The following is a 24061-nucleotide window of genomic DNA, read 5'->3' as shown; positions in this document are numbered from 1 at the left end:
GCGTGAGGGGCTGCTTCGTGTCCGGACGCACGTCGCGGTGAGAGCAAGCGCCTGCGCCCACGGACGCCTGCGACTTGATCACCATCGTGCCCGGCACCCGGCCGGAGATCCCGCACGGCCGGTGCCGTGCCCGCCTCGCCCGGGAGCCCCGGCGCCGGCACGCGCGCTTACAGTTGCCGGATGACACCGGCCAAGAAGTTCCAAGTCACCTTCGACTGCGCGGAACCCGAGCGGCTCGCCCGCTTCTGGTGCGAGGTGCTGGGGTACGTCATACCGCCGCCACCGGCTGGGTTCGCCACGTGGGACGAGTACCGGAGCGCGCAGCCACCCGAGAAGCGGGACTCCTGGTTCGCCTGCGTCGATCCCTCGGGTGTGGGCCCGCGGCTGTACTTCCAGCGGGTCCCCGAGGGGAAGGCCGCCAAGAACCGGGTGCACCTCGACGTGCGGGTCGGCACCGGACTCGTGGGGGAGGAGCGCCTCGCCGCACTGGAGGCGGAACGCGCACGGCTGGTCCCGCTCGGTGCGGTGCACGTGCGCACGCTGTACGACGGCAACGACGCGTGCATCCCGATGCTGGACATCGAGGGCAACGAGTTCTGCATCGACTGAGCGGCCGCGCACGTGCCGTCGCCCTGCCCCGGCCGCCGGGGCGGAGGGCGAGGGACGGCAACCAGCCGGGGATCGCCCGGAGATGGCGGTTCGCGCAGGGGCCTGTTCGAGGGCCGTGCGCGGTCACCCCCGGTGTCGGATGTACCAGCCGACCGCGAGCACGATGAGGATCGAGACGACGAACGCCCATACGGTCGTTGCGCCGTGGTACCGGTTGTAGGCGACGAGAGCGAGCATGCCGGGCGGGTACCCGGAGCGCGCCCCGTCAGCCCGGTCCGGCCCCGCCCTCGCCCCACGGGTAAGCCCGCCACCCGGGCCGCGCGCGGGACAGGCGGCCCGCGGGCCCGCCGACCACCCGACGTACTGCGGCCGGGCGGTGGCGGACATCCAGGTGTACCCGGCGGGGGCCCCGCCGCGGCGGGGGTCCTGACCGTCCGGCCCAGTGGCCTGCCGTTGAAAGGGTGATCCGCGGCCGGCCACCGTGACCCGCCCGGCACGCCGACGTTGAACGGGACGTGTGGCGGCCGGTTCGCCGCCGCGCTTCCCGAGCTACATAAGGAGTACGTGATGTCTCGCATCGCGAAGGCAGCCGCTGTCGCCCTCGGCACCGGTGCCGTGCTGGTCGGTGGGTCCGGGCTCGCCATGGCCGACGCGGGCGCCCTCGGCGCGGCCACCGGTTCGCCCGGTGTGCTGTCCGGCAACCTGGTGCAGGCCCCCATCCACATCCCGGTCAACGTGTGCGGCAACACCGTCGACGTGATCGCCCTGCTGAACCCGGCCTTCGGCAACGCCTGCGCCAACGTCAGCCACCACGCCACGCCCGGCAACCCCGGCTCCCACGAGGACGGCGGCTACGGCGACTGAGCCGTCCGGCACCCGACGGGCGAGAGCCCCGGCGCTCCAGGCGCCGGGGCTCTCGCCGTGTCCGCGGGACGCGTGCTCACGCGTACCGGTAGACCGCGCTCATGTCCTCCAACTGGTCCGGCGTCTCGCTCCACGGCGGCAGCTTCTCGTGCCGGGCGACGACCCGCCCGCGCTGGGCGTCCCCGGCGCCGGGCGGCTCGGCCGGCAGGTAGCGGTGGCTGCGGTGGGCCTGCTGCCAGCGGTACCACTGGAGGTCGAGGAAGGCGTGGTGCAGCCAGAACACCGGGTCGTTGACGGACGCGCCGCCGAGCATCGCGCCGCCGACCCAGCGGTGCACCCGGTTGTGGTTGAGCCAGGAGGCGCTGCCGCTGCCGCTCCCCCAGCCCTCCAGCTTGTTCCGGAAGCCCTTGCGCACGGTCGAGTCCCACGGCCACGCGTCGTACAGGGGATCGTCGAGCGCGGCCTGCAGCTCGCCCGGGGTGGGCAGTTGGATGGGGGCGGCCGGGCGGCCCAGGTCCCGGGTGAGGAACCGGCCGTCGGTGACGCCCTCGTTGATGGTCCAGTGGCCCGCCGCGTAGGCGAACGGCCCCGTCGTCACCTGGCGGTCGGACCGCCGGCCGGTCCCGCCGAGCAGGTCGGCGGTCCAGGGCAGGGACGTCGCCGAACGGTTCCGGGTCCAGTCCCAGTACGGCACCGTCACCGAGGAGTCGATCCGGCGCAGGGCCCGCTCCAGTTCCAGCAGGAACCTGCGGTGCCAGGGCAGGAAGGACGGCGCCATGTGGGCGCTGCGCAGCCCGGTCTCCCCGTCCGGGGCGTAGAAGTCGATGTGCATGCGCACGAACTCGTCGTACTCACCGCGCCGTTTCAGCTCCAGCAGCGCGTTCACGAACCGGCGCCGCTCGGTGGCGGTCAGCGTGCCGGCATCCTTACGCACGTACGTCATGCCCGCCTCCCATCCCCATGCCGGCCGGCATACCGCTGTGCGGGTGGGTGCCGGCCGGCTCGCCGCCGAGCCGGCCCGGCGCCAGGTCGCGCAGCCGCCGCCCGGGCCCGATCTCGTCCACGGCCGCCCGGGTCGCCGCCAGCGGTGTCGGGTACGACGTGTAGTGGTCGACCATGGTCAGCCACGTGCCGTCGGCCCGGCGCATCAGGTGCAGGGGGCTGCCGTCGATCGTGATGTGCCACTCGCGATCGGCCACCGCGCGGCCCGCGACGGGCATCAGGATCCCTCGCAGGCGGCGGCCACGGTAGACCTCGTCGAAGAAACCGTGCTCGGCCCGGCCGGCCGGGGGAAGAGGCCGGGAGGCGGCGATGACCGGGGTCAGCGCCAGTGCGGCGGCGGAGGCCAGCAGCCCCCGCGCCATCTCCCGCCGGGACGGTCTGGCCTTCCTCGGCGCGCCCCGCTCCTGCGCGCCCACCGCGACTCCTCCGACACCGACCACCATGCTCGCTCCTCCTCCGGTTTCAGCTGTCCGTACCGGCTAACCGGCCGGGAGGGCACGGGGTCACCGCGGAGCAGCCATACGGCGGCGGGCCGGGGAGCCGTACGGCGGTACGGTGGCCGGCCGGCTACAGCCCCGGGCCCGTGCCGAGGCCGGCGCCGGCCGCGGTCCGCAGGGCCGGGGCGAGGACGCCGGCCCGGGGTGCCCGCAGGCCCGGGAGGCCGAACGCGTCCGGGTTCGGCCGGCTCAGCGGGGCGTCCACGTCCAGGCCGGGACCGACGGTGCGCAGGTCGGAGGCGGGGGCGTCGAGGCCGACGTGGTCGAACCGGTCGCCGAGGAGGTGCGGCAGGGGTGCCCGCAGGCCGGCGCCGGGCAGGGCGCCCGTGACGGGCAGCCGGGGCGCGGTGTGGCCGGGCAGCAGCCGCCCGGTGGCGTACCGCGGGCCGTCGGGCGCGCCCGGCGTCAGCAGCGGCAGTTCCAGGCCGGCCCGGGGCATCGGCACGCCCAGGGAGTGGGAGACGCCGTCCAGCGGCACGGGGACCGGGACCGCGCCGACCGCGGCTGCGGGGGTGGCCGCGGCTCCCACGGCGGCCGTGACGCCCGTGATGACGGCTGCGAAGGTGATTCGGGTGGTCGGCTTCATGGCAGGTACGGTCCCTTTCAGGATGGGGGGTTGGTCGTCCGTACCGCGTAACGAGTTGTGTCCGGCCGCCTGTTCACCATTCCCCCGGTCGCCGTAATAGTCGGCTGGTCACAGCCGGCCGGTGCGGGTCGGCTCGTCCGGACATCGCACCGGGACGGTGTCAGCCGCGCAGGCTGGTGGCCGGCAGGACGACGTGGGCGGCGGCCCGGAGGGTCTCCTCGGCGCCGGCGAACTCGGCCAGCGCGGCCGGCTCGACGACCTTGCCGGGTTCCGCCTCGGGCCAGGCGCGGGTGGTGAACACGAGGTAGGCGTAGCCGCGGTTCCGGACGGCGGCGAGCCACTCCGGCGGGGCGTCGGCCTGGGCGACCAGCTGGGGCATCCGGACGACGGCCTGGCCGGCCTCGACCAGCAGGCTCACCGGGAGGCTGGGCCGGCCGGTCCCGTCGATCGGCTCGCCGCCGAGCGGCAGGCCGTTGCGCTCCAGGAGCTGCCGGACCGCGGCGGCGGTCGACTCCGGGCCGCCCGCGGTGTCGCCGAGGGAGTAGGCCAGCAGGTAGGGCATGTCGGAGCCGTCGGGGGCCTCGCCGCTCCAGGCCAGGACGACGAGCGTGCCGAGCTCGGCGGGACGGAATTCGGTGGGGGTTGAGGTCACCGCGCGACCATACCGACGCCCCCGCGCGCCGCCGGGCCGCTTCTCACCCTTACGGAGGAGTGCCCCCGGCTGTGCCACACGTTCGAGGTACGGGGCCTCGAACATGCCGGAGGCCGGTACCGCGCGTGCGGTACCGGCCTCCTGTCACTCCGTCTGCCGGGTGCCGGGCGGCGGCCTCCGGGCGTGGCGTCGGCTCCGGTGGCGTCAGCTCTGCAGGGGGAGGCCGCCGAGGAGCGGGTTGTGCTGGTTCAGTGCGGTGGTGACGCCCTTCACCGCGTTGAGGACGGAACCCTTGCTCTCGGAGTCGAGCGCGTTCGACTGGTGCTGCAACGGCATCGCGTCGTGGAGGCTGACGGGGCCCGAGGTGAGCCGGTTGACGGCGCCGTTGAGGCTGGTGGGTGGCATGTCGGTGGCGTTGGAGGCGAACGCCGGCGCGGCGACGCCGGCCAGGGCCACGGAACCGGCAACGACGGCGGCAGCCTTCAGGGACTTCATCGTGTTCCTTTCTTCGGCAACTCACGTCACCCGGGAAGTTCTGACGCCGTGCCTAACGATGTCCCGACGGGCCGGAAACCCCGTGCGCGGAAGACATATGAAATCCCCGAGGGTGCCTCGGGGATTCCATGGTTCACCGGGCCGGGGGCGGTTCGGGGCTCAGCCGGTCGTGGGCAGGTTCGGCCGCGGCCTTGGCGACCGCCTCCTTCGCCGCCGCGCCCAGCCTGCCCGCCTCGTCCGCAGGGAGCCTGCCCTTCTCCAGTGACCGGGCGAGCAGTCTCGCCGGGCGGGCAGAGCACGCCTGGTGTCCCTTTCGGTGAACGGTGTGACCTGAGCCCACCGTCAGTTCGCCGATGGCACACCGCAACCGCTCGCCCGCGGGCTGTGATCCGTCCGGGGGGAGCGAAACCGGCCGTACGCCCCGCGGCGGATGCGCGGGGCGTACGGCCGCTCGAAAGGGTGCGTCCGACGTCAGTCGTTGACGCAGGCGTTGCCGAACGACGGGTTCAGCAGGCCGACGATGTCGATGGTGTTGCCGCAGAGGTTGATCGGCACGTGGAGCGGGATCTGCACGGCGTTGCCCGACAGCACGCCCGGCGAGTTGGCGGCGACACCACTGGCGCCGGAGTCGGCGGCGGCCACACCGGCGCCGCCGGCGACGGCCATGACGGCGGCGGAGGTCAGGACCAGGCCCTTCGCGAAACGCGACATGGAGAAATGCTCCTTGGGATCGACACGAACAGCCGGGCGGACACCCGGCGTTGTGTCAACGCGCCCCACCCCTGGGGGTTGTGCCGCCAATGGGGTGATGTCCCCTCAGGACGTCCGAGCGGTTCCCGCACAGTTGAGCGGTTCTTACCGGAACCGAACAGTCCGTTACGAGGTCCGCCGGCGTCCCGGGGCGGCTCCGGCGTGTCCGATCTCCGCCCCTTCTCCGCGCGCCGGCGGCGGACGGCGGTGACCAGCGGGGCGTCCGGCTCGTTTCCCCCACGGACGCGGCGGGGGCCGTCGCGCTCCCCGCCGCCGTGGGCATCCGGAACCGCCACCGTGCACGGCCGCGGTCCCGAGCGCCCCGTGAGCGAGGTAGTCCGCGCATGCACCAGTCAGCACCCGCCCCGCGGTCCCGGGTCCTGCACCTCGCGCAGCCCGTCGACGGCGGTGTCGCCCGGGTCGTGCTCGACCTGGCGCGGGCTCAGCTCGCGGCGGGCCTGCGGGTCACGATCGCCTGTCCCGGCGGTCCGCTCGCCGCGGGCCTGCGGGACCTGGGTGCCGACGTCCGGGACTGGCAGGCGGTCAGATCACCGGGCCCCGACCTACCCGGTGAGGTACGACGGCTCGTACGGCTGATCGACGAGGTACGGCCCGAACTGGTGCACGCGCACAGTGCCAAGGCCGGACTGGCCGCGCGGCTCGCCGTCCGCGGGCGCCTGCCGACCGTCTTCCAGCCGCACGCCTGGTCGTTCGAGGCGGTCGGCGGTCCCACCGCGGCGCTCGCCCTGCGCTGGGAACGGTGGGGAGCGCGCTGGGCGCACCGGGTGGTCTGCGTCAGCGAGGCGGAGCGCGCGACCGGACTGCGTGCCGGAGTACGCGCCCCCTGCACGGTCGTCCCGAACGGCATCGACACCACCCGCTTCACGCCGTCGCCCCCGGACTCGTCGGGCTCATCGGCCTCATCGGCCTCGTCGGTCTCGTCGGTCTCGTCGGTCTCGTCGGTCTCGTCGGTCTCGTCGGCGTCGCCGGTCCCGCCGCTTCCGCAGACACCGGCCGACCCGCAGACACCGACCGACCCGCCGGGCCCGGCCGCCCCCGGCGCCGAATTCCCCGCGGGCGAGGCCGGGGCGGCGGCCGGTCCGCTCGTCGTCTGCGTGGGCCGCCTCTGCCGGCAGAAGGGCCAGGACGTCCTCCTGCACGCCTGGCGGGACGTGCTCCGGGCGCTGCCGGGGGCCCGCCTCGTCCTGGTCGGGGACGGTCCCGACCACGCGGCGCTGCGCCGGGCGGCGCCTCCCGGCGTGCGCTTCGCGGGCGCCGTGGACGACGTCGTCCCCTGGTACCGGGCCGCCGACCTGGTGGTGCTGCCCTCCCGCTGGGAGGGCATGGCGCTCGCTCCGCTGGAGGCGCTGGCCTGCGGCCGGCCCGTCGTGGTCACCGACGTCGACGGGGCGCGGGAGAGCCTGCCGCCCGCCCTCGCCGCGCGCTGTGCGGTGCCGCCCGGGGACCCCGCCGCGCTCGCCGGGGCGATCACCGGACTGCTGGCCGATCCGCCGCTGCGCGCGGCACTCGGCGAGCAGGGGCGCCGGCACGTACTGGCCCGGCACGACGTGCGGCACACCGCCGAACGGATCGCGGCCGTCTACCGCGAACTCCTCGGCCGCGCCCCGGCGGCGGACGGCGCGCCGACCCAGCTCGTGTCCCCCGAGTACAGGGAGTCCATCCACTCGTGACCGCGGAAACCACCGTCACCTCCCCCGGCCCACCGCGGCGGGGGCACGGCGTCACGCCCGTCTCCGTCCGGCCGGCCCGGCCCGCCGGGGGCTTCCGGTTCCCGCCGCGGCGCCGGCCCCCGCGGCCCGCGTCGCCGCTGCCGCTGCTCGCCGCCGACCTGTGCGCCGCGCTGGCGGGCGGGGCCGCCCTGTACGGCGCCGTCCACCGGCCGGGCCCGGTCGCCGCCCTGGTCCTCGGGGCGCTGCTGCTGCGTCCGCGCTCCGCCCGGCCGGTGCCCGGTGTGCTCGACGAACTGCCCGCGGTGTGCGGGCGGATCGCGGTCACCTGGCTGGGCCTGGCCGCGCTGCTCGCCGCGTACGACCCCGGGCGCGCGCTCGGCGCCCGGACCCTGCTGCTGGGCTGCGCGCTGCACGCGGTGGCGGCCGGGACGGGCCGGGGCCTGGCGCACTGGCGGCACCGGGTCGCGCTGCTCCGCCACCCGCGCGCCGCCCTGGTGATCGGGCCCGCCGCGACCGGGCAGCGGGTGGCCGCCGCGCTGCTGCGCCGGCCGCGCTGCGGGGTGCGGCCGGTCGGCGTGGTCGCGGAGCACCCCGAGGGCGGCGCCGGGCTGCCGGTGCTCACCACCGGCGAGGAGGTGGAGCGGGCGCTCGTCCAGAACGGGGTGCGGGTCGTCCTGACCGTCCATCCGGCCGTACGGGCCGAGCGGGGGCCGCTGCTGCGGGCGCTCGCCGACTCGGGCTGCACGCTGTGGGAGGTGGACGCGGACTCCCCGGCGTACGAGGCGCACGACCAGCTCGCCGGGTTCGCCGTGCGCCGGCTGGACCCGGGCGCCCGGCGGCGCGGCGGCGCGGGCAAGCGGCTGCTGGACGTGGTGGTCTCCGGGGTGCTGCTGGTGCCGGCCGGCCCGGTGCTGCTGACGTGCGCGGCGGTGCTGCGGCTGACGGAGGGGCCCGGGGTGGTGTTCCGTCAGGAGCGCGTCGGCAGGGACGGCCGCCCCTTCACGCTGCTGAAGTTCCGCACCCACCGTCCCGTGGACGAGCAGGAGGCGGCCACCCGGTGGAGCGTGGCGGACGAGCGGCGGATGAGCCCCTTCTGCCGGTTCCTGCGCAAGACCTCGCTGGACGAACTGCCCCAGTTGTGGAACGTCTTCCGCGGCGACATGAGCCTGGTCGGCCCGCGGCCCGAACGGCCGTACTTCGTGAGCCGGTTCAGCGCGACGCACCCGGGCTACGCGGCCCGGCACCGGATGCGGACCGGCATCACCGGGCTCGCGCAGATCAACGGGCTGCGCGGCGACACCTCCATCGAGGACCGGGCCCGCTTCGACAACGCCTACATCGACAACTGGTCGCTGTGGCAGGACGTCTGCATCCTGCTGCGCACCGCAACCGCGCTCGTGCGTTCCTCGGGGAGCTGACCGATGGCCCTCGTCCTGCCGCTCCGCCGTCCCGCGCGGCTGTCCCCGGTGCTGCCGGTGGTCGCCGTGGTCGCGCTGCTCGCACTGCCGCTCGCCCCCGGCGGTGACGGCGGGGCGGGGCCCGCCGACGCGCTGTCGGCGCTGGTCGTCGTCTTCTGTGCGATACGGCTGCTGCGCGCGCGCCGCCGGCCGCTGACCCCGGTCGCCGCGGTGGTCCTGGGCCTGCCGGTGGCCGGTCTCGCGCTGGCCGCGCTGCACGCGGTGTCGCCGGGCGCCGGGCTCGCCGGGCTGGGCCGCTACCTCCAGGTCTTCGTCCTGGTGCCGGCCGCCGTCGTGCTCCTCGTCCGGGGCAGGGCCGACTTCCGGCTGCTGGCGTGGTCGTTCGTGGCGCTGGCGGGCTGGCAGGGGGCGCTGGGCGTGCACCAGTACGTCACCGGCACCGGGGCCTCCTACCAGGGCGAGGACGTCCGGGCGGTGGGCACCTTCGGGACGGCGGACGTGATGGGCATGGCGACGGCGGTCTCGTTCGGGCTGGTCTGCGCGGTGGGGCTGGCGCTGGGCCGGTCCGCGGCGCGCGAGCGGGCGGCCGCCACCACCTGCGCGCTCGCCCTGTCGGTGCCGCTCGCGCTGTCCTTCAGCCGGGGCGCCTGGATCGCCACCGCGGTCGCCGTCGTCGTCCAGCTGGTCCTGTCCGGGCCGCGCCAGGCGCTGCGGGTCGGGGCGGCGGCGGTGGCCGCGGGCGTGGTGCTGGTGGGCGGGCTGGGTGTGGGTACGGCGATGCTCCAGGAGCGGATCGACAGCATCGCCCGGGTCACCGACGCGCCCGACCAGTCGGTCACCGACCGGTACACGATGTGGGCCGCGGCCACCGGCATGTGGCGGGAGCGGCCGCTGACCGGCGTCGGCCTGAAGGCGTTCCCCGAGTACCGGGACGGGCACGCCTCGCTCGCGCTGTCCGCGGGCAGCGACACCGGGGGCGCGGGTGCCGCCTTCCGCCGCCAGCCGCTGCTCTCCCCGCACAACATGTACCTGCTGGTGCTCGGCGAGCAGGGGCTGATCGGGCTGCTGTGCCTGGCGGGCGGCTGGCTCGCGCTGCTGGTGTGCGCGCTGCGCGGCCTGCGGCGGACCCGTGCGTCCGGCGGCCGCGGCGTGGAGTGCGGGCTGGTCGCCTGCGGACTGCTGGTGTGGCAGTTGGTGGACTTCGGGTACGCCGACATCGGCGGGCCGTCGACCGTGCTGACGGCGGTGTGCTTCGGGCTGGTCGCCTGGTGGGCGCTGGTGGGCGGCGAGCGCGCCGCCGCACCGGCCGGGCCGGGTACGGCGGCGGGGGAGGCGGCCGGACGATGACGGGGGCAGCGATCCGCGATCGCGGTGGCCGGCGCGCGGCCGGTGCCGGCCCGCGGGGCGGGGGGCCGGCACGATGACGAGCCGCGGAACCGGCGGGACGCCGGGCCCGGAGACGGAGCGGGCGTCCACGGCGGCCCCCGCACCGGGGGACGGGCCAGGCGCCGGTACGGCACGCGTCCCGGTGCCGGGCCCGCCACCGGGCCCCCGCACCCCCGGACCCGCCCTCCCCGCGGCGCGCCCCACCACCACGGCGGACGCCACCCCGGCCGCCCAGGCCCGCACCACCGGGCCCCCCGCGCCCCTGCCCCCGGCCGCCGCCCCCTCCTCCCCCGCTCCCCCGCCCACCCGGCGCTTCCTCGCCCGGGCCACCCTCGTCACCGCCTCCCTGGCGGTCGCGGCGGCGCTGCTGGGGCTGGTGCGGGACCAGTCGCTGGCCCGGCTGTTCGGGGCCGGACGGGACACGGACGCCTTCCTGGTGGCGTGGACCGTGCCGGAGTTCGCGGCGACGCTGCTCATCGAGGAGGGCCTGGCCTTCGCGCTGGTCCCGGCGTTCAGCACGGCCCTGGCCCGGCGGGCGCAGGGCGCGCCCGGGGACCCCGTGCGGTCGCTGGTCGCCGGCACCCTGCCCCGGCTGTCGCTGGCGTTCGCGGCGGCCGGCGCGGTGCTGGCGCTGGCCGCTCCCCGATTCGTCGAGGTGCTCGCGCCGGGGCTGCCCGATCCGGGCCTCGCCGTGGACTGCACCCGGCTCACCGCGACCTGTGTGCTGAGTTTCGGCGTCGCCGGGTACTGCAGCGCGGCCCTGCGCGCCCACCGCCGCTTCCTGGCGCCGGCCGCGATCTACATCGTGCACAACATCGGCATCGTCACGGCGATGTACGCGCTCGGCGGCCGCTGGGGCGTGCGGTCGGCCGCGTTCGGGGTCGCGGCGGGCGGCTTCCTGATGGTGGCCCTCCAGCTTCCCTCGCTGGTACGGGCGTTGCGTCGCCGAGGTCGGCGGCCGGAGGTGCCGGGCGCCGGCCCGGCGCAGCCGCTGGACGTGCCACTGCTGGCCGCCGTGCTGCTGTTCGCGCTGTGCCGGCAGGCCCAGGTGCTGGTCGAGCGGTTCCTCGCCTCCGGACTGCCCGCCGGGGCCATCTCGCACCTGAACTACGCGCAGAAGGTCGCGCAGATCCCGATGACGCTGTCGATGATGCTGTGCACGGTCACCTTCCCGGTGGTGGCGCGGGCCCTGGCCGACGGCGACACCGAGCGGGCCCGGGACCGGGTGGAGCGGGACCTGGCGCTCGCCGCCTGCGTGGTGCTGTTCGGTACGGCCGCGGTGGTGGCCTGCGCGCCGCAGCTGATCGCGCTGCTGTTCCAGCGGGGCGCGTTCACGGCCGGGGACACCGCGGCGACCGCCGGGGTGATGCGGGTCTACGCGCTCGGGCTGCTCGGCCAGACCCTGACCGGTGTGCTGGTCCGCGCCTGCTTCTCGGCGGGCCGCGCCACCTGGTACCCGCTGGCCGCGATGACCGCGGGGATCGCCGCGACCTGCTGGATCGGTGCCTGGGCGGTCGGTTCCGCGGGGGTCGCCGGGATCGCCACCGCCAACGCCGCCGGCATCACGCTCACCGCCGTCCTGCTGCTCGCCGGCCCGGGGCGCCGCGGGGTGCCCCTGCGCACCGGGCCCGTGCTGCGCGAGCTGGGCCGCCCGCTGGCCGCGGCGGTGGGGGCCGCCGCGGCCGGCTGGCCGGTGGCCGCCCTGTCCCCGGCCCCGCCCGCCGGACTCGCCGCCGGCGGCGCCACGGTGGCCGTCGTGTTCGTCCTCCTCGGCAGCGCCCTGGGCGTCCAGGGCTGCGCCGGCGCACTCCGTTCCGTACGCACCCTCACCCGAAGGCTCGCCCATGCCGTCCTCCGTTGAGTCCCCGGCGCCCGTCCGGTCCCCCGTCCCCGGCGCGGTCCCCTGGATCGCCATGTACCACTCGGTCGGCGACCGCGCCGACGACCCGTACCGCATCACGGTCACCCCCGACCGGCTGGACGAGCAGTTGCGCTGGCTGCTGCGGCGGGGGCTGCGCGGGGTGTCGGTGGCCGAGCTGCTGGCCGCCCGGGCGCGGGGCGGGGGCCGGGACCTGGTGGGGCTCACCTTCGACGACGGGTACGCCGACTTCCTCGGCCACGCCCTGCCGGTGCTGGCGCGCCGGGAGTGCACGGCCACCCTCTTCGTGCTGCCCGGTCGGCTCGGCGGGGACAACGCCTGGGACCCGCTGGGCCCCCGCAAGGCGCTGCTGACGGCCGACGGCATCCGGCGGGCCGCCGCCGCCGGGATGGAGATCGGCTCCCACGGCCTCACCCACGTCGACCTCACCCGCGCCGACGACCGTCTGCTGGCGGCCGAGACCGCCGGGAGCAGGAGCATGCTGGAGGAGCTGACCGGCACCCCGGTCACCGGCTTCTGCTACCCGTACGGCACGGTCGACCGGCGTGCCGTGGAGGCCGTACGGGCGGCCGGGTACGGCTATGCGTGCGCCATCGACCCCGATGGGCTGAACGGCCCGTACGCACTGCCGCGGGTGCACATCGGGCAGAACGACTCCGCCGTACGCCTGTTCCTGAAGCGCCGGCTGCACCGGCTGCGCAGGCGGCCCGTCGGGGGGCCGCGGTGAGGGTACTGCACGTCATCACCGGGCTCGGGGTGGGCGGGGCCGAGCAGCAACTGCGGCTGCTGCTGCGGCACCTGCCGGTGGAGTGCGAGGTGGTGACGCTGACCGCGCCGGGGCCGGTGGCCGACGGGCTGGCGGCCGACGGGGTGCGGGTGACCCACCTCGGCATGGCCGGCAACCGCGACCTGGCCGCGCTGCCCCGGCTGGCCCGGATCGTCCGGCGCGGCCGGTACGAACTCGTGCACACGCACCTGTACCGGGCCTGCCTGTACGGCCGGATCGCCGCCCGCCTGGCCGGGGTCCGCGCCGTCGTCGCCACCGAGCACTCCCTGGGCGCCACGCAGATGGAGGGCCGGCCGCTCACCGCGGGGGTCCGCGCGCTGTACCTGCTGGGCGAGCGGCTGGGCCGGGCCACGGTCGCCGTCTCCCCCACCGTCGCCGCCCGGCTCGCCTGCTGGGGGGTGCCCGAACCGCGCATCGCGGTCGTGCCCAACGGCATCGACCTGGCGCGCTTCGCCTTCGACCCCGGCGCCCGCCGCCGCACCCGGTCCGCGCTCGGACTGCCCGAGGACGCGTTCGTGGTCGGCGGCATCGGCCGGCTCGCCGCCGGCAAACGCTTCGACGTGCTGCTGCGCGCCTTCGCCGAACTGCCCGCCGACTGCCGGCTGCTGCTGGTCGGCGGCGGCCCGCAGGAGGAGGCGCTGCGGCGGACGGCACGGCGGGCGGGCGTCGCCGACCGGGTGCTGTTCGCCGGGGAGCGGCCGTACCTGCCCGGCGGCCCGCCCGGTCCCGACCTGCCCGCGCTGGCCTCGGCGATGGACGTGCTCGCCGCCCCCTCCACGGAGGAGGCGTTCGGGCTGGCGGTCGTGGAGGCGCTGGCCGCCGGGCTGCCGGTGCGCTACACCTCCTGCCCGGCCCTCGAGGACCTGCCGTCCGGGGCCGCCCCGGACGCGGTGCGCGTCCCGTGCGACGCCGGTGCCTACGCCCGCGCGCTCGCCGGGGTGCGCGCCGCCGGTCCCGGCCCGCGCGACGCCCCCGAGGCGGCCCGCCGCTACTGCATCACCCGCAGCGCCGACCGGCTCATGGACGTCTACGCGGCGGCGCTCGCCCACCCGGTCCCGCAGTCCCGATCCCCCGAGAAAGTCGGCCCCTCGTGATCCAGAACCACACCCGGCGTCCCGGCACCTCCCGCTCCTCCCGGCTCCGCGCGCTGCCGCCCTGGTCGCTGGTGGCGGCCGGCGTCCTCGCGGGCGGGCTGCTGGGCGGCGGGTACGGCGTGCTGCGCACCCCCGAGTACACGGCGACCAGCTATGTCGTCGCCGTCCCCGGCGAGCGGTCCGACCCGGCCACCGCGCTGGGGTTCGCGCAGGCGTACGGCCGGGTCGCCACCCAGGTCGCGGTGCTCGGCGACGCGCAGGCGCGGGCCGGGGTGCCGGTGGCCACCCTGCGGGCCGGTGTGCGCACCGCGACCTCGCCGGACGCCCCCATGGTCGCCGTCTCCGCGACCTCGTCCCGCCCCGGCCGGGCCGCCGCCATGGCCGACGCGGTGGCCGGCGCGCTCACCCGGCACGCGAACGCCGCCGAGGCGGCGACCCACGTGGGTCTGGTCCAGTTCACCCGGGCGGTGCGACCCACCGAGCCGTCCTCGCCGTCCGCCGGGGTGAGCGGGCTGGTCGGGGCGAGCGCGGGCGGGCTGCTCGGGGGCCTCGCGCTGCTGGTGCGGCCGGGGCGCCGGTCCGCGGAGGAGCCCCGGCGGGCCACGGTGCCCGGACCGGCCGCCGCCGCCGACGCGCACGGCCGGCTGTGACCGCCCTCTCCACGGCGTGCGCCGCTGCTCCCGCCCTCACCACCGAGGTCGTCACCGGTGAGGCCGCCTTCGCGCGGCTGGCCCCGGCCTGGGGGCGGCTGTTCGAGCGGTGCGCCGCCGCGACGCCGTTCCAGAGCCACGCCTGGCTGCACTCGTGGTGGCTGTCGTACGGGCGGCCCGGGCGGCTCAGGGTGCCGGTGGTGCGGGCGGGCCGCGAACTGGTGGCCGCGGCGCCGCTGATGCTGGTGGGCCGGCCGGTGCCCGCGCTGGTGCCGCTCGGCGGGGCGATCTCCGACTACACGGACGTCCTGCTGGACGACCGCGACGACGGGCGGGCCGCCGGGGCGCTCACCGAGGCGCTCGCGGACGCGGCCCGCACGGCGCTGGTCGACTTCCGCGAGGTGCGGCCGGGCGGCGCGGTGGAACGGGTCTACGACCGCTGGCGCGGGCCGCGCCGCAGATTGCCCGGCTCGCCGTGCCTGGAGCTGCCCGCCGTGCCCATGGACGAGCTGATCGCCCGGCTGCCGTCGGGCAAGTCGGGCCAGCGGGTGCGGGCCAAGCTGCGCCGGCTGGGCACGCTGGGGGTGGACCGGCGTGCGGTGGACCCGGTGGACGTGGACGCGGCGCTCGGCCGGCTGCTGGAACTGCACCGGTTGCAGTGGCGCGGGCGGAAGGTGACGAGCGAGCACCTGCGGCCCCGGTTCCGTGAGCACCTGGTACGCGCCGTGGGCCCGATGGTGCGTTCGGGGAACGCGGTGGTCACCGAGTTCCGGATCGGCGACGAGGTGGTGGCCGTCGACCTGACCCTGCTCTCGGCCGGTCTGGCCGGCGGCTACCTCTACGGCGCCCATCCGGGGCTGCGGGACCGGAAGGCGGACGTGGCGGTGATGCTGCTGGACGCGTGCAGCGAGCACACCGGCGCCCGCGGGTGCGGCACGCTGAGTCTGCTGCGCGGCGACGAGCCGTACAAGCACCACTGGCGGCCCGAGCGGGTCGTCAACCAGCGGTTCCTGATGGCGCGCCGGCGCACCGCCCCGCTGCTGACGGCGGCGCTGGGCGGCGCGTCCGCCCGGCAGCGGGGCAGGGACGTGCTGCACCGGTGGCGGGAACGCGACGCCCGCTAGCTCTTCTCCGGCCGCCGCGAGGAGCGGGCGCAGGGCTTCCCGCCGAGCCAGTACCCGATCCAGTCGCCCAGGTCCAGCGGCGAACAGCCGGCCGGGGGCGGGGTGGCGGGCGGCGCGGACGGGATCGGCGGGGCGGGGGTGGCCGGCTCTCCCGGCGCCGGCCGCCCGGTGCGGCCGGACAGGGCCGTCCGGTAGACCAGCGCCGCGCGCGGGTTGCCCGAGCACTGCCACACGCCGTGCGGGCAGTAGTCGGTCAGCGTGTTGTACAGCGGTTCGTGCTCGTCGATCCAGTCGAGCATGCGCCGCATCCACTCGGCGTCGTCGCCGTTACGGAAGAGTCCCCACTCCGGGTACGAGATCGGCTTGCCGTGGGCCTTCGCGAAGTCCACGTGCTGCTGGAGGCCGTAGGGCTCCGTCACCTGTTCGTCGAAGGACAGCCCGCTCGGCTGGTCGTAGGAGTCCATGCCGATGATGTCGACCGCGCCGTCGCCGGGGTAGCACTCGGTCCAGGGCACGGCGTCCCGGCCGCGGCTCGGGGCGAAGTCGAACCGGAACCGCTGCCCCGGCACCGACCGCATCGCGGTGACGATCCTCTTCCAGTACGCCTTCCAGGAGCCCGGGTCCGGCCCGCAGCGGTGGGTGTAGGTGGTGCCGTTCATCTCCCAGCCGAGGACGACGACCGTGTCCGGCACCTTCAGCTTCACCAGCCGCTCGGCGAGGGTCCTGAAGTGCCGGTCGAACGCGCCGGCCGCGGCCTGCCGCAGCAACAGCCGCACCTGGGCGTCCGGTACGCCCTCCTCGTTGCGCTCCTGCATCGGCACGTTGAGGACGAGGGTGCGGTCCGGCTTCTGCCGCCGCCACTGCGCCCACACGTCCAGGAAGCCGGGCGGGCCCTCGATGTCCTGCCAGCGGCCGCCGGGCAGGTAGGTGTGGGCGACCTTCAGCTCGGTCCCGCCCAGCCAGAGGCTCAGCCGGGCCATGCCGGCGATCCCGCCGGGCCCGGAACCGAGGAACGCCCCGAAGGCCGGGACGCGCTTGCCGGCCCCGGTCGCCGCCGGGGCCGTGGTGCGGGTCGGGGCTGCCGGGGTTCCCCGGGCCGTTCCCGGGTCGGCGGCGAAGCCGGTGCCGAACGCCAGGACGGCCGCCACGGCGGCCGATGCCGCGATCAGGACCGGCCGGCGGGGCCGGGCCCCGCGTCGCAGTGCAGCCATGCCCGCTCCTTCGCGCACTCGCCGCGCACCGCTCGCCGTGCGACGGCCCGGCTCCCGCCGGTCTGCTGACATCCGGTCTCCCGGTACGGCGGCACGGCGGGGTGCCGGATCCGGTCCGACGCCGAAGGGCGCCCGGCGGCCTCGCGGCCACCGGACGCTGCGGGTGCCGGCGCACGGACCGGCACCCTGCGCGTCAACGACGGGCGGCCCGGCCGCGCCGGTACAGGATCGTCCCGGCCGCGAGCAGCGCGGCGCTGGCGGCCGAGGCCGCCATCATGGCCTCGGCGTTCCCACCGGTGTGCGGGAGCTCCGGCCGTCCGGGGTGGTCGTCCTCGCCGCCGTACGGGGGCGAGGTGTCGTCGTCGCCGTAGGAGGACGGCGTGCTGTCGTCGTCACCGTAGGAGGACGAGTCGTCGTCACCGTAGGACGAGGTGTCGTCGTCATCGTCACCGTAGGAAGACGAGTCGTCGTCGTCGCCGTAGGAGGACGGCGTGCTGTCGTCGTCGCCGTAGGTCGGCGGCGTGCTGTCGTGGTCGCCGTACGGAGGAGGCGTGGTCTCCTCGTCGTCGCCATAGGACGAGGACGGGGACGGGGATTCCTCGTCGTCGCCGTAGGACGGGGACTCGGACTCCTCGTCATCACCGTAGGACGGGGAGTCCGAGTCCTCATCGTCGCCATAGGACGAGGACGGGGACGGGGACGGGGACTCCTCGTCATCACCGTAGGACTCGGATTCCTTGTCGTCACCGTAGGACGAGGACCCGGACTCCTCGTCGTCACCGTAGGACTCGGATTCCTTGTCGTCACCGTAGGACGAGGACCCGGACTCCTCGTCGTCACCGTAGGACGGGGACTCGGACTCCTCGTCGTCGGCCGCCGGGGGCGAGGTGGGCTCCTCCTCGGCGTGCGGTGGGGCGGTGGGGCTGTGGGCGGGGGCCGGCTGGGTGCCGGAGTCCCCGGAGCCGGTGCCGCCGGGTTCGACCTCGGGCGTGCCGCTCGACTGGGTCGTCGAACTCGCCGAGTTGACACAGGCGTTGCCGAGCGCCGGGTTCAGCGCGGCGGCCACGTCCACGGAGTTGCCGCAGACGTTGACCGGCACGTGCACCGGGATCTGGACGGTGTTCCCGGACAGCACACCGGGCGAGCCCTGGGTGGCACCGTTCGCCTGGGAGTCGGCGAGCGCGGAGCCGCCGTACAAGGACAGCATGCCGGTCGCGACGGCGGCGACAGCCATGCCCCTGCGGAGAGGGTGTCTCAATCTCATGGTCTTCCTGCTCCAAGAAGTGGGAAGGCCGGCCCCGGAACGAGGAACTCGACGGTCCGGGGCCGGCCAGTGCGCAGCCGGTGAAGCTGGGTACGGCGTGCGGGCGGCAGTCAGCCGCCGACGCAGGCGTTGCCGCCGGCCGGGTTCAGCAGGGCGATGATGTCCACCGTGTTGCCGCACAGGTTGAGCGGCACGTGCAGCGGAACCTGGATGACGTTGCCGGAGAGGACACCGGGCGAGTTGAGGGCGGCGCCCCCGGCCCCCGCGTCCGCGAAGGCGGGGGTCACCCCGCCCAGGGCCAGGACGGCGCCGGCGACGACAGCAGCGCTCTTCTTCATGAACTATCCCTTCTCTGCGGTCATGCCCATTGACGGCCGAAGCCGAGCGAGCACAGCCGGAACGGCTCGCACCATGACCGGCAGGCTGTAGAACGAGGGATAGACAGCCGAAGGGCCCTCGGAACGCGAGCCGACCGCTAATTCACTCGAACGCCCCCAAAGAATTGACATCTTGGCGGATGATGGGAGAAGCACTTCTTCGGCGGGAGACGAATGCCGCCCGGGTGGTGCGGGGAGATTCCCGCACCACCCGGGCGGTGTCCGTAGCGGCGTAGATCAGTTGTTGCCGATGCCGTTGCCCGCGAGGACGGAGATGTCGTCGGCGATGTGCGACAGCGGCTCGTCGTCCTTGGCCTGGGTGGAGTTCTCGGCGCACTGCTGGTTCTGCGGCGCCGACAGGATCGGCACGTCCTGGGCGATGCCGACGTTGACCAGGGCCAGCACCGACTGGACGTTCGCCTTCGCCGGCAGACCCACGCACAGCTTGTTGAGCGAGTTCTGCACCAGGGTGGCCTGCGGGCTCATGTCGCCCCGGGTCACCGCGTTGCCGAACGCTTCGGTGGCACCGTTGCCGCTGAGCGACGTGGTGCCGTGGTCGTTGCCGATGGCAAGCGCCTGGGGGGCTGCCGCCGCCGACACACCGACGAAGGACGCGGCGACCGCCGCCGCGGCCATTGCCTTCTTCAGCATTTCGCTTTTCCTTTCCTGGTCCTGGCTCATCGCCGGGACACGTTCCTGCCCTGGCATCAACCGAGCCGTAGCCCATTGGTTGCGGGGCGTCACCCGATCGGATAGTTCCGCGTGCCGGGACCCGGAATCTCCCGGGACCGCCCGGCACCGTCCGGCGCACACGCACCGACGCCCGCGTGTAGGCCATTGGGGTGAAGCAGAGGAACTGATTCCGCCCGGCGGAGTTGACCAGGACGCTCCGGTGGACGGGGTGTCTCCAGAAGGGAATTACAAGTGATCAAGAAGGTTCTGGCCGTCGCCGCGGTCGCCACCTCCGTCGTCGGCGCCTCCGCCGTAGCCGCGTCGCCGGCCCTGGCCATCGGCAACGACACCGGCACCACGTCCTTCAGTGGCAACGGTGCCTCGCAGGCGTTCGGCAACTCCGCCACGTTCGGCAACATGAGCCCGCAGATGGCGCTCATCCAGGGCTCGTTCAACAAGCCCTGTATCGGCCTGCCGGCGAAGCTCAACGCCCAGTCGCTGGTCGGTCTCCTCAACGTCGGCGTCCTCCAGGACGTGCCGATCCTGTCCGCGCCGCAGAACCAGCAGTGTGTGGAGAACTCCACCCAGGCCAAGGGCGACGAGCCGCTGTCGCACATCCTGGACGACATCTCCGCGCTGTCGGGCAACGGCACGGGCAACCACTGAGTTCCCCCGGGCCCTGCGGGGCCCGCGACGGGCCGCCGAGCACTTCGACGGCCCGTCCGCCTTTTCCGGTACCCCCCGCGATGCTCCCTCCCCGGTGCCGCGCGCCCCGCCCGCCGGCCCGCGCTCCCGCCCGACACGCCGAAGGGTGCCGGATCGCACGCCATACCGAAGAGGGCGTTCTTACACTCATCGGACTACGCTGCGCCGATCGGGGCAAACATCGCAACCCGGGCGGAGTTTCCGCCGTTGACGATCACGCAGCTCCTCCCCGGAGTCCGCACTTTCGAAAGGGAACGAACATGAAGAAGCTGTGGGCAACCGCGGCTGTTGCCGCCTCTGTCGCCGGTCTCGCCGGTGTGGCGGCCCCCCAGGCCCTCGCCATCGGTGACGACCACGGCACCACCTCGCTCAGCGGCAACGACGCCACCCAGGCGTTCGGCAACTCGGCCACCTTCGGTGACCAGAGCCCGCAGCTCTCGCTGGTCCAGGGCTCGCTGAACAAGCCGTGCGTCGGCCTGCCCGTCAAGGCGAACCTCCAGTCGCTGGTCGGCCTCATCAACGTCGGCCTCCTGCAGGACGTGCCGATCCTGTCCGCGCCGCAGAACCAGCAGTGCACGGAGAACTCCACCCAGGCCAAGGGCGACGAGCCGCTGTCGCACGTCCTGGACGACATCTCCGCGCTGTCCGGCAACGGCACGAACAGCGGCTGACCGAGACCGCTACGACGGCGGGTCACCGGATCTCCGGTGACCCGCCGTCGTGCTGTCCGCGCCCCGCGCCCGTCCGCGAGAGGCCGATGGGGCGCGCGGGACCGGCTCCAACGACTGCGACTACGACTACGAGACGACGTCCTTGCGGGCGAAGCCCCGGAAGGCCAGGGCGAACAGCACCAGCGCGTAGGTCACCGAGACCGCCGCGCCCTGGATCATGCCGGACCACTCGGGGTACGGCTGGACGGCGTCGGCCCAGGAGAACTGCCAGTGGGCGGGCAGGAAGTCGCGCCAGTCACCGAGGGCGGTGACGGCGTCCAGGACGTTGCCGACGATGGTCAGGCCGACCGCGCCGCCGACCGCGCCGAGCGGGGCGTCCGTCATGGTCGACAGCCAGAACGCCAGGCCCGCGGTGACCAGTTGGGACACGAAGATGTACGCCACGGCCACCGCCAGGCGCTGCACCGCCGTGCCGCTGTCCAGCGCGCCGCCGGTCGGGAGCTGGAGCGGGCCCCAGCCGTACGCGGCCGTGCCGACGGCGAGGGCAACGAGCGGCAGCAGCACCATCGCGGCCAGGCTCAGCCCCAGCGCAACGACGAGCTTGGACCAGAGCAGCCGGGCGCGGGGCACGGGCGCGGCGAGGAGGTAGCGCAGCGAGGACCAGCTCGCCTCCGAGGCGACCGTGTCGCCGCAGAACAGGGCGACCGGGACGACCAGCAGGAAGCCGGCCGACACGAAGAGGCTGACCGCGGCGAAGTTGGCGCCGGAGGCGGTGGCCGTGTCCATGAGGGTGACCCGGTTGCCGCGGCCGCCGGGGTCGCCGCCGATCGCGAAGGCGATGAGCAGCACGAACGGCAGCAGGCCCAGGACCGCGCCCATGACCAGGGTGCGGCGCCGCTTGAGCTGGCGGGCCAGCTCGACCCGCAGCGGCAGGGTGCGCCCCGCCTGGTAGCCGGGGGCGACCTCCGTGAGCGTGCTCATGCGGAACCTCCGATCAGGGTGAGGAAGGCGTCCTCCAGGCGGCGGTGCGGGCCGACGGAGGCGACCGGCACCTCCAGCCGGACGAGTTCCGCGATCAGCCACTCGGCCGTGCTACCCGGTTCGAGCCGGATCAGCAGCCCGTCGTCGGTGCGCACGGCGGAGGCGACGCCGTCCAGCGCGGCCACCTTCTCCGCCACCGGCGCCTCCACGGGGGTGGCGGTGCCGACCAGCAGGGTGTCGCCGGTGCCGACGATGTCCCGGACCGGTCCGGCCTGCACGAGCCGGCCGCGGTCCATCACCACCAGGTGGGTGCAGGACTGCTCCACCTCGGCGAGGAGGTGGCTGGAGACGATCACGGTACGGCCGTCGGCCGCGTAGCGGATCATCACCTCGCGCATCTCGCGGATCTGCGGCGGGTCCAGGCCGTTGGTGGGCTCGTCCAGGATGAGCAGGTCGGGCAGGCCCAGCATGGCCTGGGCGATGGCGAGGCGCTGGCGCATGCCCTGCGAGTAGGTGCGCACGGCGCGGGCGAGCGCGTCGCCGAGCCCGGCGATCTCCAGGGCCTCGTCCAGGTGGGCGTCCCCGGGCGGGCGGCCGGTGGCCCGCCAGTACAGCTCCAGGTTCTCCCGGCCGGACAGGTGGGGCAGGAAGCCCGCGCCCTCCACGAAGGCGCCGACCCGGGAGAGCACCGGCGCGCCGGGCCGGACGGCGTGGCCGAAGACCCGGATCTCGCCGTCGTCCGGGCGGATCAGGCCCATCAGCATGCGCAGGGTGGTGGTCTTGCCCGCGCCGTTCGGTCCGAGCAGGCCGAGGACCTGGCCCCTGCCGACGCGGAAGGACAGCTCCCGGACCGCGTACCGGTCGGTGGACTTCGCGTACCGCTTGCTCAGGCCCTCGATCACCAGCGGGACGTCGGCCAGCTCCGGGTCGGGCGCGGGGGCGGCCGTGCGGCGGCGGGCGGTGAGCAGCAGGGCGAGGGCGGCGGCGGCACCGGCCGCGGGCAGCCACCAGACCCAGGCGGGCAGGGGGGCCGCGGCGGTGGTGACGCCGGGGGCCGTCGGCACGCTGAGGGCGCCCTTCAGGGAGACGGTGTAGCCGGCCGGTGCCTGCGGTGAGGCGTAGCCGAGGTCGGTGGAGGCGAGGACCAGACGGAGCCGGTGGCCCTTCTGCACCTCGTGGTCGATCGCCGGGAGGGTGAGGGTGACGTCCTTGCCGGCTCTGGCCCCGGTCACCCGGACGGGGGTGACGAGCCGGGCGGGCAGCACCTTGCGGGTGCCGCCGGGGCCGACGTCGTAGACCTTGCCGAACAGGACGGCGTCGTCGCGGGTGGAGGTGACGCGGACGGTGGCCGTGGGGGCGCCGGTGATCCGCAGGTCGCGGGTGAGCGGTGCGGAGTCGAACGCCGCGTACTGGCCGGGGAAGTCCAGGGAGACGCCGACGCCGAGCGCGGAGAGCTGGGAGAGCCCGCCGGAACCGAGGCCGGGCAGTGCGGAGACGCCGGGCGGGCTGGCGCCGGCCGGGTTGGCGACGTGCTGTTCGCCGCCGGTGAGGGGGACGGCCCGCCGGTGGCCGTGCAGCCCCGGGTAGGTGTCGGCGCTCGCGCCGCGCAGTCGGGTGGTGCCGTCGGTGGAGTCGACGCCGCCGGTGCGGGTGACCCGGAAGGCCGGGCCGGTGGCGGCGGCCTCGTCGCCCTTCAGGTACCGGTCGAACCAGGCGTGCACGCGGGTCTCTACGCGGGTGGTCTCCATGTCGCCGCCGTCGTGGCCGCCCGCGATCCAGTCGACGGCGACGGGGGCGCCGTTCGCCCGGATCGCCCGCGCGGCCGCGTCGGCCTGGCCGAGGGGGAACAGCGAGTCGGTCTGTCCCTGCACCAGCAGGGTGGGCACCTCGATGCGGTCGCCGACGGCGGACGGCGAGCGCTCCTCCAGCACCTCGCGGGCGGCGGCGTCGGGGGTGCCGGACTCGGCGACCCGCTCGTACATCCGGCACAAGGCGGGCTGGAACCTCGCGCAGCCGCCGCCGGTGTTGACGAAGACGCCGGCCCACAGCTTCTTGAAGACGCCGTTCGGGAACAGGGCGTCCGCGAGGTTCCAGTAGGTGATCGCGGGGGCGATGGCGTCGATCCGGCGGTCGTGCCCGGCGGCGAGCAGGGCGATCGCGCCGCCGTAGGAGCCGCCGGCCACGCCCACGCGCGGGTCGCCGGGCCGGTCGAGCCGCACCTGGGGCTGCCCGGCCAGCCAGTCGACGAGCCGGGAGACGTCGGCGACCTCGCCGTCGGGGGCGTTGAGCCCGATCCGGCCGGTGGACCGGCCGAAGCCGCGCGCCGACCAGGTGAGGACCGCGTATCCGGACCGGGCGAGGTCCTCGGCCTGCCGCCGCATGTCGTCCTTGCTGCCGCCGAAGCCGTGCGCGAGGAGGACGGCGGGGTGCCGGCCGGCGCCGGCCGGGGTGAAGAACGAGGTGTCCAGGCGCACCCCGTCGACGGCCATGACCCGGTCGTCGCGGTGCACGGCGGGCGGGTCGTCGGAGGCGACGGCCGCCGTCCACGTCCCGGCGCCGGCCAGCACCACGACGGCGGCCGCGGCGGCGGCCAGCCGGCGCGGCCCGCGCAGCAGCGTCCGCAGGCCGCGAGGTCGAAGATCCATGCGTCAACGGTACGGGGCGGCGCCGACAACCGCCGCCGCCCCCGGGTGGAC

Annotated in this window: 24 protein-coding genes; 12 read left to right on the top strand and 12 right to left on the bottom strand. The window is 75.4% G+C overall.

Features of this window, described 5'->3' with window-relative positions; translation table 11 throughout:
* Nucleotides 1-180 precede the first annotated feature (180 nt).
* Nucleotides 181-609 (top strand): VOC family protein, encoded by a 429-nt coding sequence (locus ACZ4K2_RS11015; protein ID WP_467471867.1) that lies wholly within the window; start codon nt 181-183, stop codon nt 607-609.
* A 567-nt stretch (nt 610-1176) separates the two neighbouring features.
* A complete protein-coding gene (locus ACZ4K2_RS11010) occupies nt 1177-1473 on the top strand; it encodes a chaplin (protein ID WP_467471864.1) in 297 nt (98 codons plus the stop codon).
* Nucleotides 1474-1549: 76 nt separating this feature from the next.
* Here the strand turns inward: ACZ4K2_RS11010 and ACZ4K2_RS11005 are convergent, their stop codons facing one another.
* From ACZ4K2_RS11005 to ACZ4K2_RS10980, 6 genes are all read right to left on the bottom strand, one after another.
* Nucleotides 1550-2416 (bottom strand): tyrosinase family protein, encoded by an 867-nt coding sequence (locus ACZ4K2_RS11005; protein ID WP_467471862.1) that lies wholly within the window; start codon nt 2414-2416, stop codon nt 1550-1552.
* On the bottom strand, nt 2400-2918 hold the full coding sequence (locus ACZ4K2_RS11000; protein WP_467471860.1) for a tyrosinase family oxidase copper chaperone: 519 nt from the start codon (nt 2916-2918) through the stop codon (nt 2400-2402). The genes ACZ4K2_RS11005 and ACZ4K2_RS11000 overlap by 17 nt, the downstream gene beginning before the upstream one ends.
* A gap of 124 nt (nt 2919-3042) precedes the next feature.
* Entirely contained in the window at nt 3043-3558 is a 516-nt protein-coding gene (locus ACZ4K2_RS10995) for a hypothetical protein (protein WP_467471858.1), read from the bottom strand.
* 160 nt (nt 3559-3718) lie between these two features.
* Nucleotides 3719-4210, bottom strand: a complete 492-nt coding sequence (locus ACZ4K2_RS10990; RefSeq protein WP_467471856.1) for a DUF5949 family protein — start codon at nt 4208-4210, stop codon at nt 3719-3721.
* A 204-nt stretch (nt 4211-4414) separates the two neighbouring features.
* Entirely contained in the window at nt 4415-4705 is a 291-nt protein-coding gene (locus ACZ4K2_RS10985; protein WP_467471854.1) for a hypothetical protein, read from the bottom strand.
* Nucleotides 4706-5176: 471 nt separating this feature from the next.
* Complete coding sequence (locus ACZ4K2_RS10980) at nt 5177-5416, bottom strand: chaplin (RefSeq protein WP_467471851.1); 240 nt, start codon at nt 5414-5416, stop codon at nt 5177-5179.
* A 383-nt stretch (nt 5417-5799) separates the two neighbouring features.
* Here ACZ4K2_RS10980 and ACZ4K2_RS10975 point away from each other — a divergent pair, with 383 nt between their 5' ends.
* The 8 genes from ACZ4K2_RS10975 (at nt 5800) to ACZ4K2_RS10940 (ending at nt 15484) form a co-directional block, all read left to right on the top strand.
* The gene (locus tag ACZ4K2_RS10975; protein ID WP_467471848.1) at nt 5800-7146 is read left to right on the top strand and encodes a glycosyltransferase; all 1347 of its coding nucleotides are present in this window, start codon (nt 5800-5802) and stop codon (nt 7144-7146) included.
* A complete protein-coding gene (locus ACZ4K2_RS10970; protein WP_467471846.1) occupies nt 7143-8564 on the top strand; it encodes a sugar transferase in 1422 nt (473 codons plus the stop codon). Before ACZ4K2_RS10975 ends, ACZ4K2_RS10970 begins: the two co-directional genes overlap by 4 nt.
* A gap of 3 nt (nt 8565-8567) precedes the next feature.
* A complete protein-coding gene (locus ACZ4K2_RS10965) occupies nt 8568-9911 on the top strand; it encodes an O-antigen ligase family protein (RefSeq protein ID WP_467471844.1) in 1344 nt (447 codons plus the stop codon).
* A gap of 73 nt (nt 9912-9984) precedes the next feature.
* Nucleotides 9985-11811 (top strand): lipid II flippase MurJ, encoded by a 1827-nt coding sequence (locus tag ACZ4K2_RS10960; RefSeq protein ID WP_467471841.1) that lies wholly within the window; start codon nt 9985-9987, stop codon nt 11809-11811.
* The gene (locus ACZ4K2_RS10955; RefSeq protein ID WP_467471838.1) at nt 11795-12556 is read left to right on the top strand and encodes a polysaccharide deacetylase family protein; all 762 of its coding nucleotides are present in this window, start codon (nt 11795-11797) and stop codon (nt 12554-12556) included. The genes ACZ4K2_RS10960 and ACZ4K2_RS10955 overlap by 17 nt, the downstream gene beginning before the upstream one ends.
* Nucleotides 12553-13710, top strand: a complete 1158-nt coding sequence (locus ACZ4K2_RS10950) for a glycosyltransferase (RefSeq protein WP_467471836.1) — start codon at nt 12553-12555, stop codon at nt 13708-13710. The genes ACZ4K2_RS10955 and ACZ4K2_RS10950 overlap by 4 nt, the downstream gene beginning before the upstream one ends.
* Nucleotides 13707-14360 (top strand): lipopolysaccharide biosynthesis protein, encoded by a 654-nt coding sequence (locus ACZ4K2_RS10945; RefSeq protein WP_467471834.1) that lies wholly within the window; start codon nt 13707-13709, stop codon nt 14358-14360. The genes ACZ4K2_RS10950 and ACZ4K2_RS10945 overlap by 4 nt, the downstream gene beginning before the upstream one ends.
* Nucleotides 14357-15484 carry a GNAT family N-acetyltransferase gene (locus ACZ4K2_RS10940; RefSeq protein WP_467471832.1) on the top strand — a complete coding sequence of 376 codons (1128 nt, stop codon included), beginning with the start codon at nt 14357-14359 and terminating at the stop codon, nt 15482-15484. The genes ACZ4K2_RS10945 and ACZ4K2_RS10940 overlap by 4 nt, the downstream gene beginning before the upstream one ends.
* Here the strand turns inward: ACZ4K2_RS10940 and ACZ4K2_RS10935 are convergent.
* The 4 genes from ACZ4K2_RS10935 to ACZ4K2_RS10920 all read right to left on the bottom strand — a co-directional run bounded on the left by ACZ4K2_RS10935 (nt 15481) and on the right by ACZ4K2_RS10920 (nt 18987).
* On the bottom strand, nt 15481-16695 hold the full coding sequence (locus ACZ4K2_RS10935; RefSeq protein WP_467471830.1) for a glycoside hydrolase family 26 protein: 1215 nt from the start codon (nt 16693-16695) through the stop codon (nt 15481-15483). The two genes, ACZ4K2_RS10940 and ACZ4K2_RS10935, sit on opposite strands and share 4 nt — an antisense overlap.
* 193 nt (nt 16696-16888) lie before the next feature.
* Nucleotides 16889-17929, bottom strand: a complete 1041-nt coding sequence (locus ACZ4K2_RS10930) for a chaplin (RefSeq protein WP_467471828.1) — start codon at nt 17927-17929, stop codon at nt 16889-16891.
* Between the two features lie 140 nt (nt 17930-18069).
* A complete protein-coding gene (locus tag ACZ4K2_RS10925) occupies nt 18070-18297 on the bottom strand; it encodes a chaplin (RefSeq protein ID WP_467471825.1) in 228 nt (75 codons plus the stop codon).
* A gap of 276 nt (nt 18298-18573) precedes the next feature.
* On the bottom strand, nt 18574-18987 hold the full coding sequence (locus ACZ4K2_RS10920) for a rodlin (protein ID WP_467471824.1): 414 nt from the start codon (nt 18985-18987) through the stop codon (nt 18574-18576).
* Nucleotides 18988-19260: 273 nt separating this feature from the next.
* Here ACZ4K2_RS10920 and ACZ4K2_RS10915 point away from each other — a divergent pair, with 273 nt between their 5' ends.
* A complete protein-coding gene (locus ACZ4K2_RS10915) occupies nt 19261-19674 on the top strand; it encodes a rodlin (protein ID WP_467471822.1) in 414 nt (137 codons plus the stop codon).
* Between the two features lie 299 nt (nt 19675-19973).
* A complete protein-coding gene (locus tag ACZ4K2_RS10910; RefSeq protein WP_467471821.1) occupies nt 19974-20384 on the top strand; it encodes a rodlin in 411 nt (136 codons plus the stop codon).
* Nucleotides 20385-20510: 126 nt separating this feature from the next.
* Here the strand turns inward: ACZ4K2_RS10910 and ACZ4K2_RS10905 are convergent, their stop codons facing one another.
* Entirely contained in the window at nt 20511-21365 is an 855-nt protein-coding gene (locus ACZ4K2_RS10905; RefSeq protein ID WP_467471819.1) for an ABC transporter permease, read from the bottom strand.
* A complete protein-coding gene (locus ACZ4K2_RS10900; RefSeq protein ID WP_467471817.1) occupies nt 21362-24010 on the bottom strand; it encodes a CocE/NonD family hydrolase in 2649 nt (882 codons plus the stop codon). The genes ACZ4K2_RS10905 and ACZ4K2_RS10900 overlap by 4 nt, the downstream gene beginning before the upstream one ends.
* Between the last annotated feature and the right edge of the window lie 51 nt (nt 24011-24061).

This window comes from Streptomyces sp. NPDC025833 (genome assembly GCF_055558055.1).
Note: the sequence above shows the minus strand (reverse complement) of the source record. Positions and strands in the feature narration are given on the sequence as shown.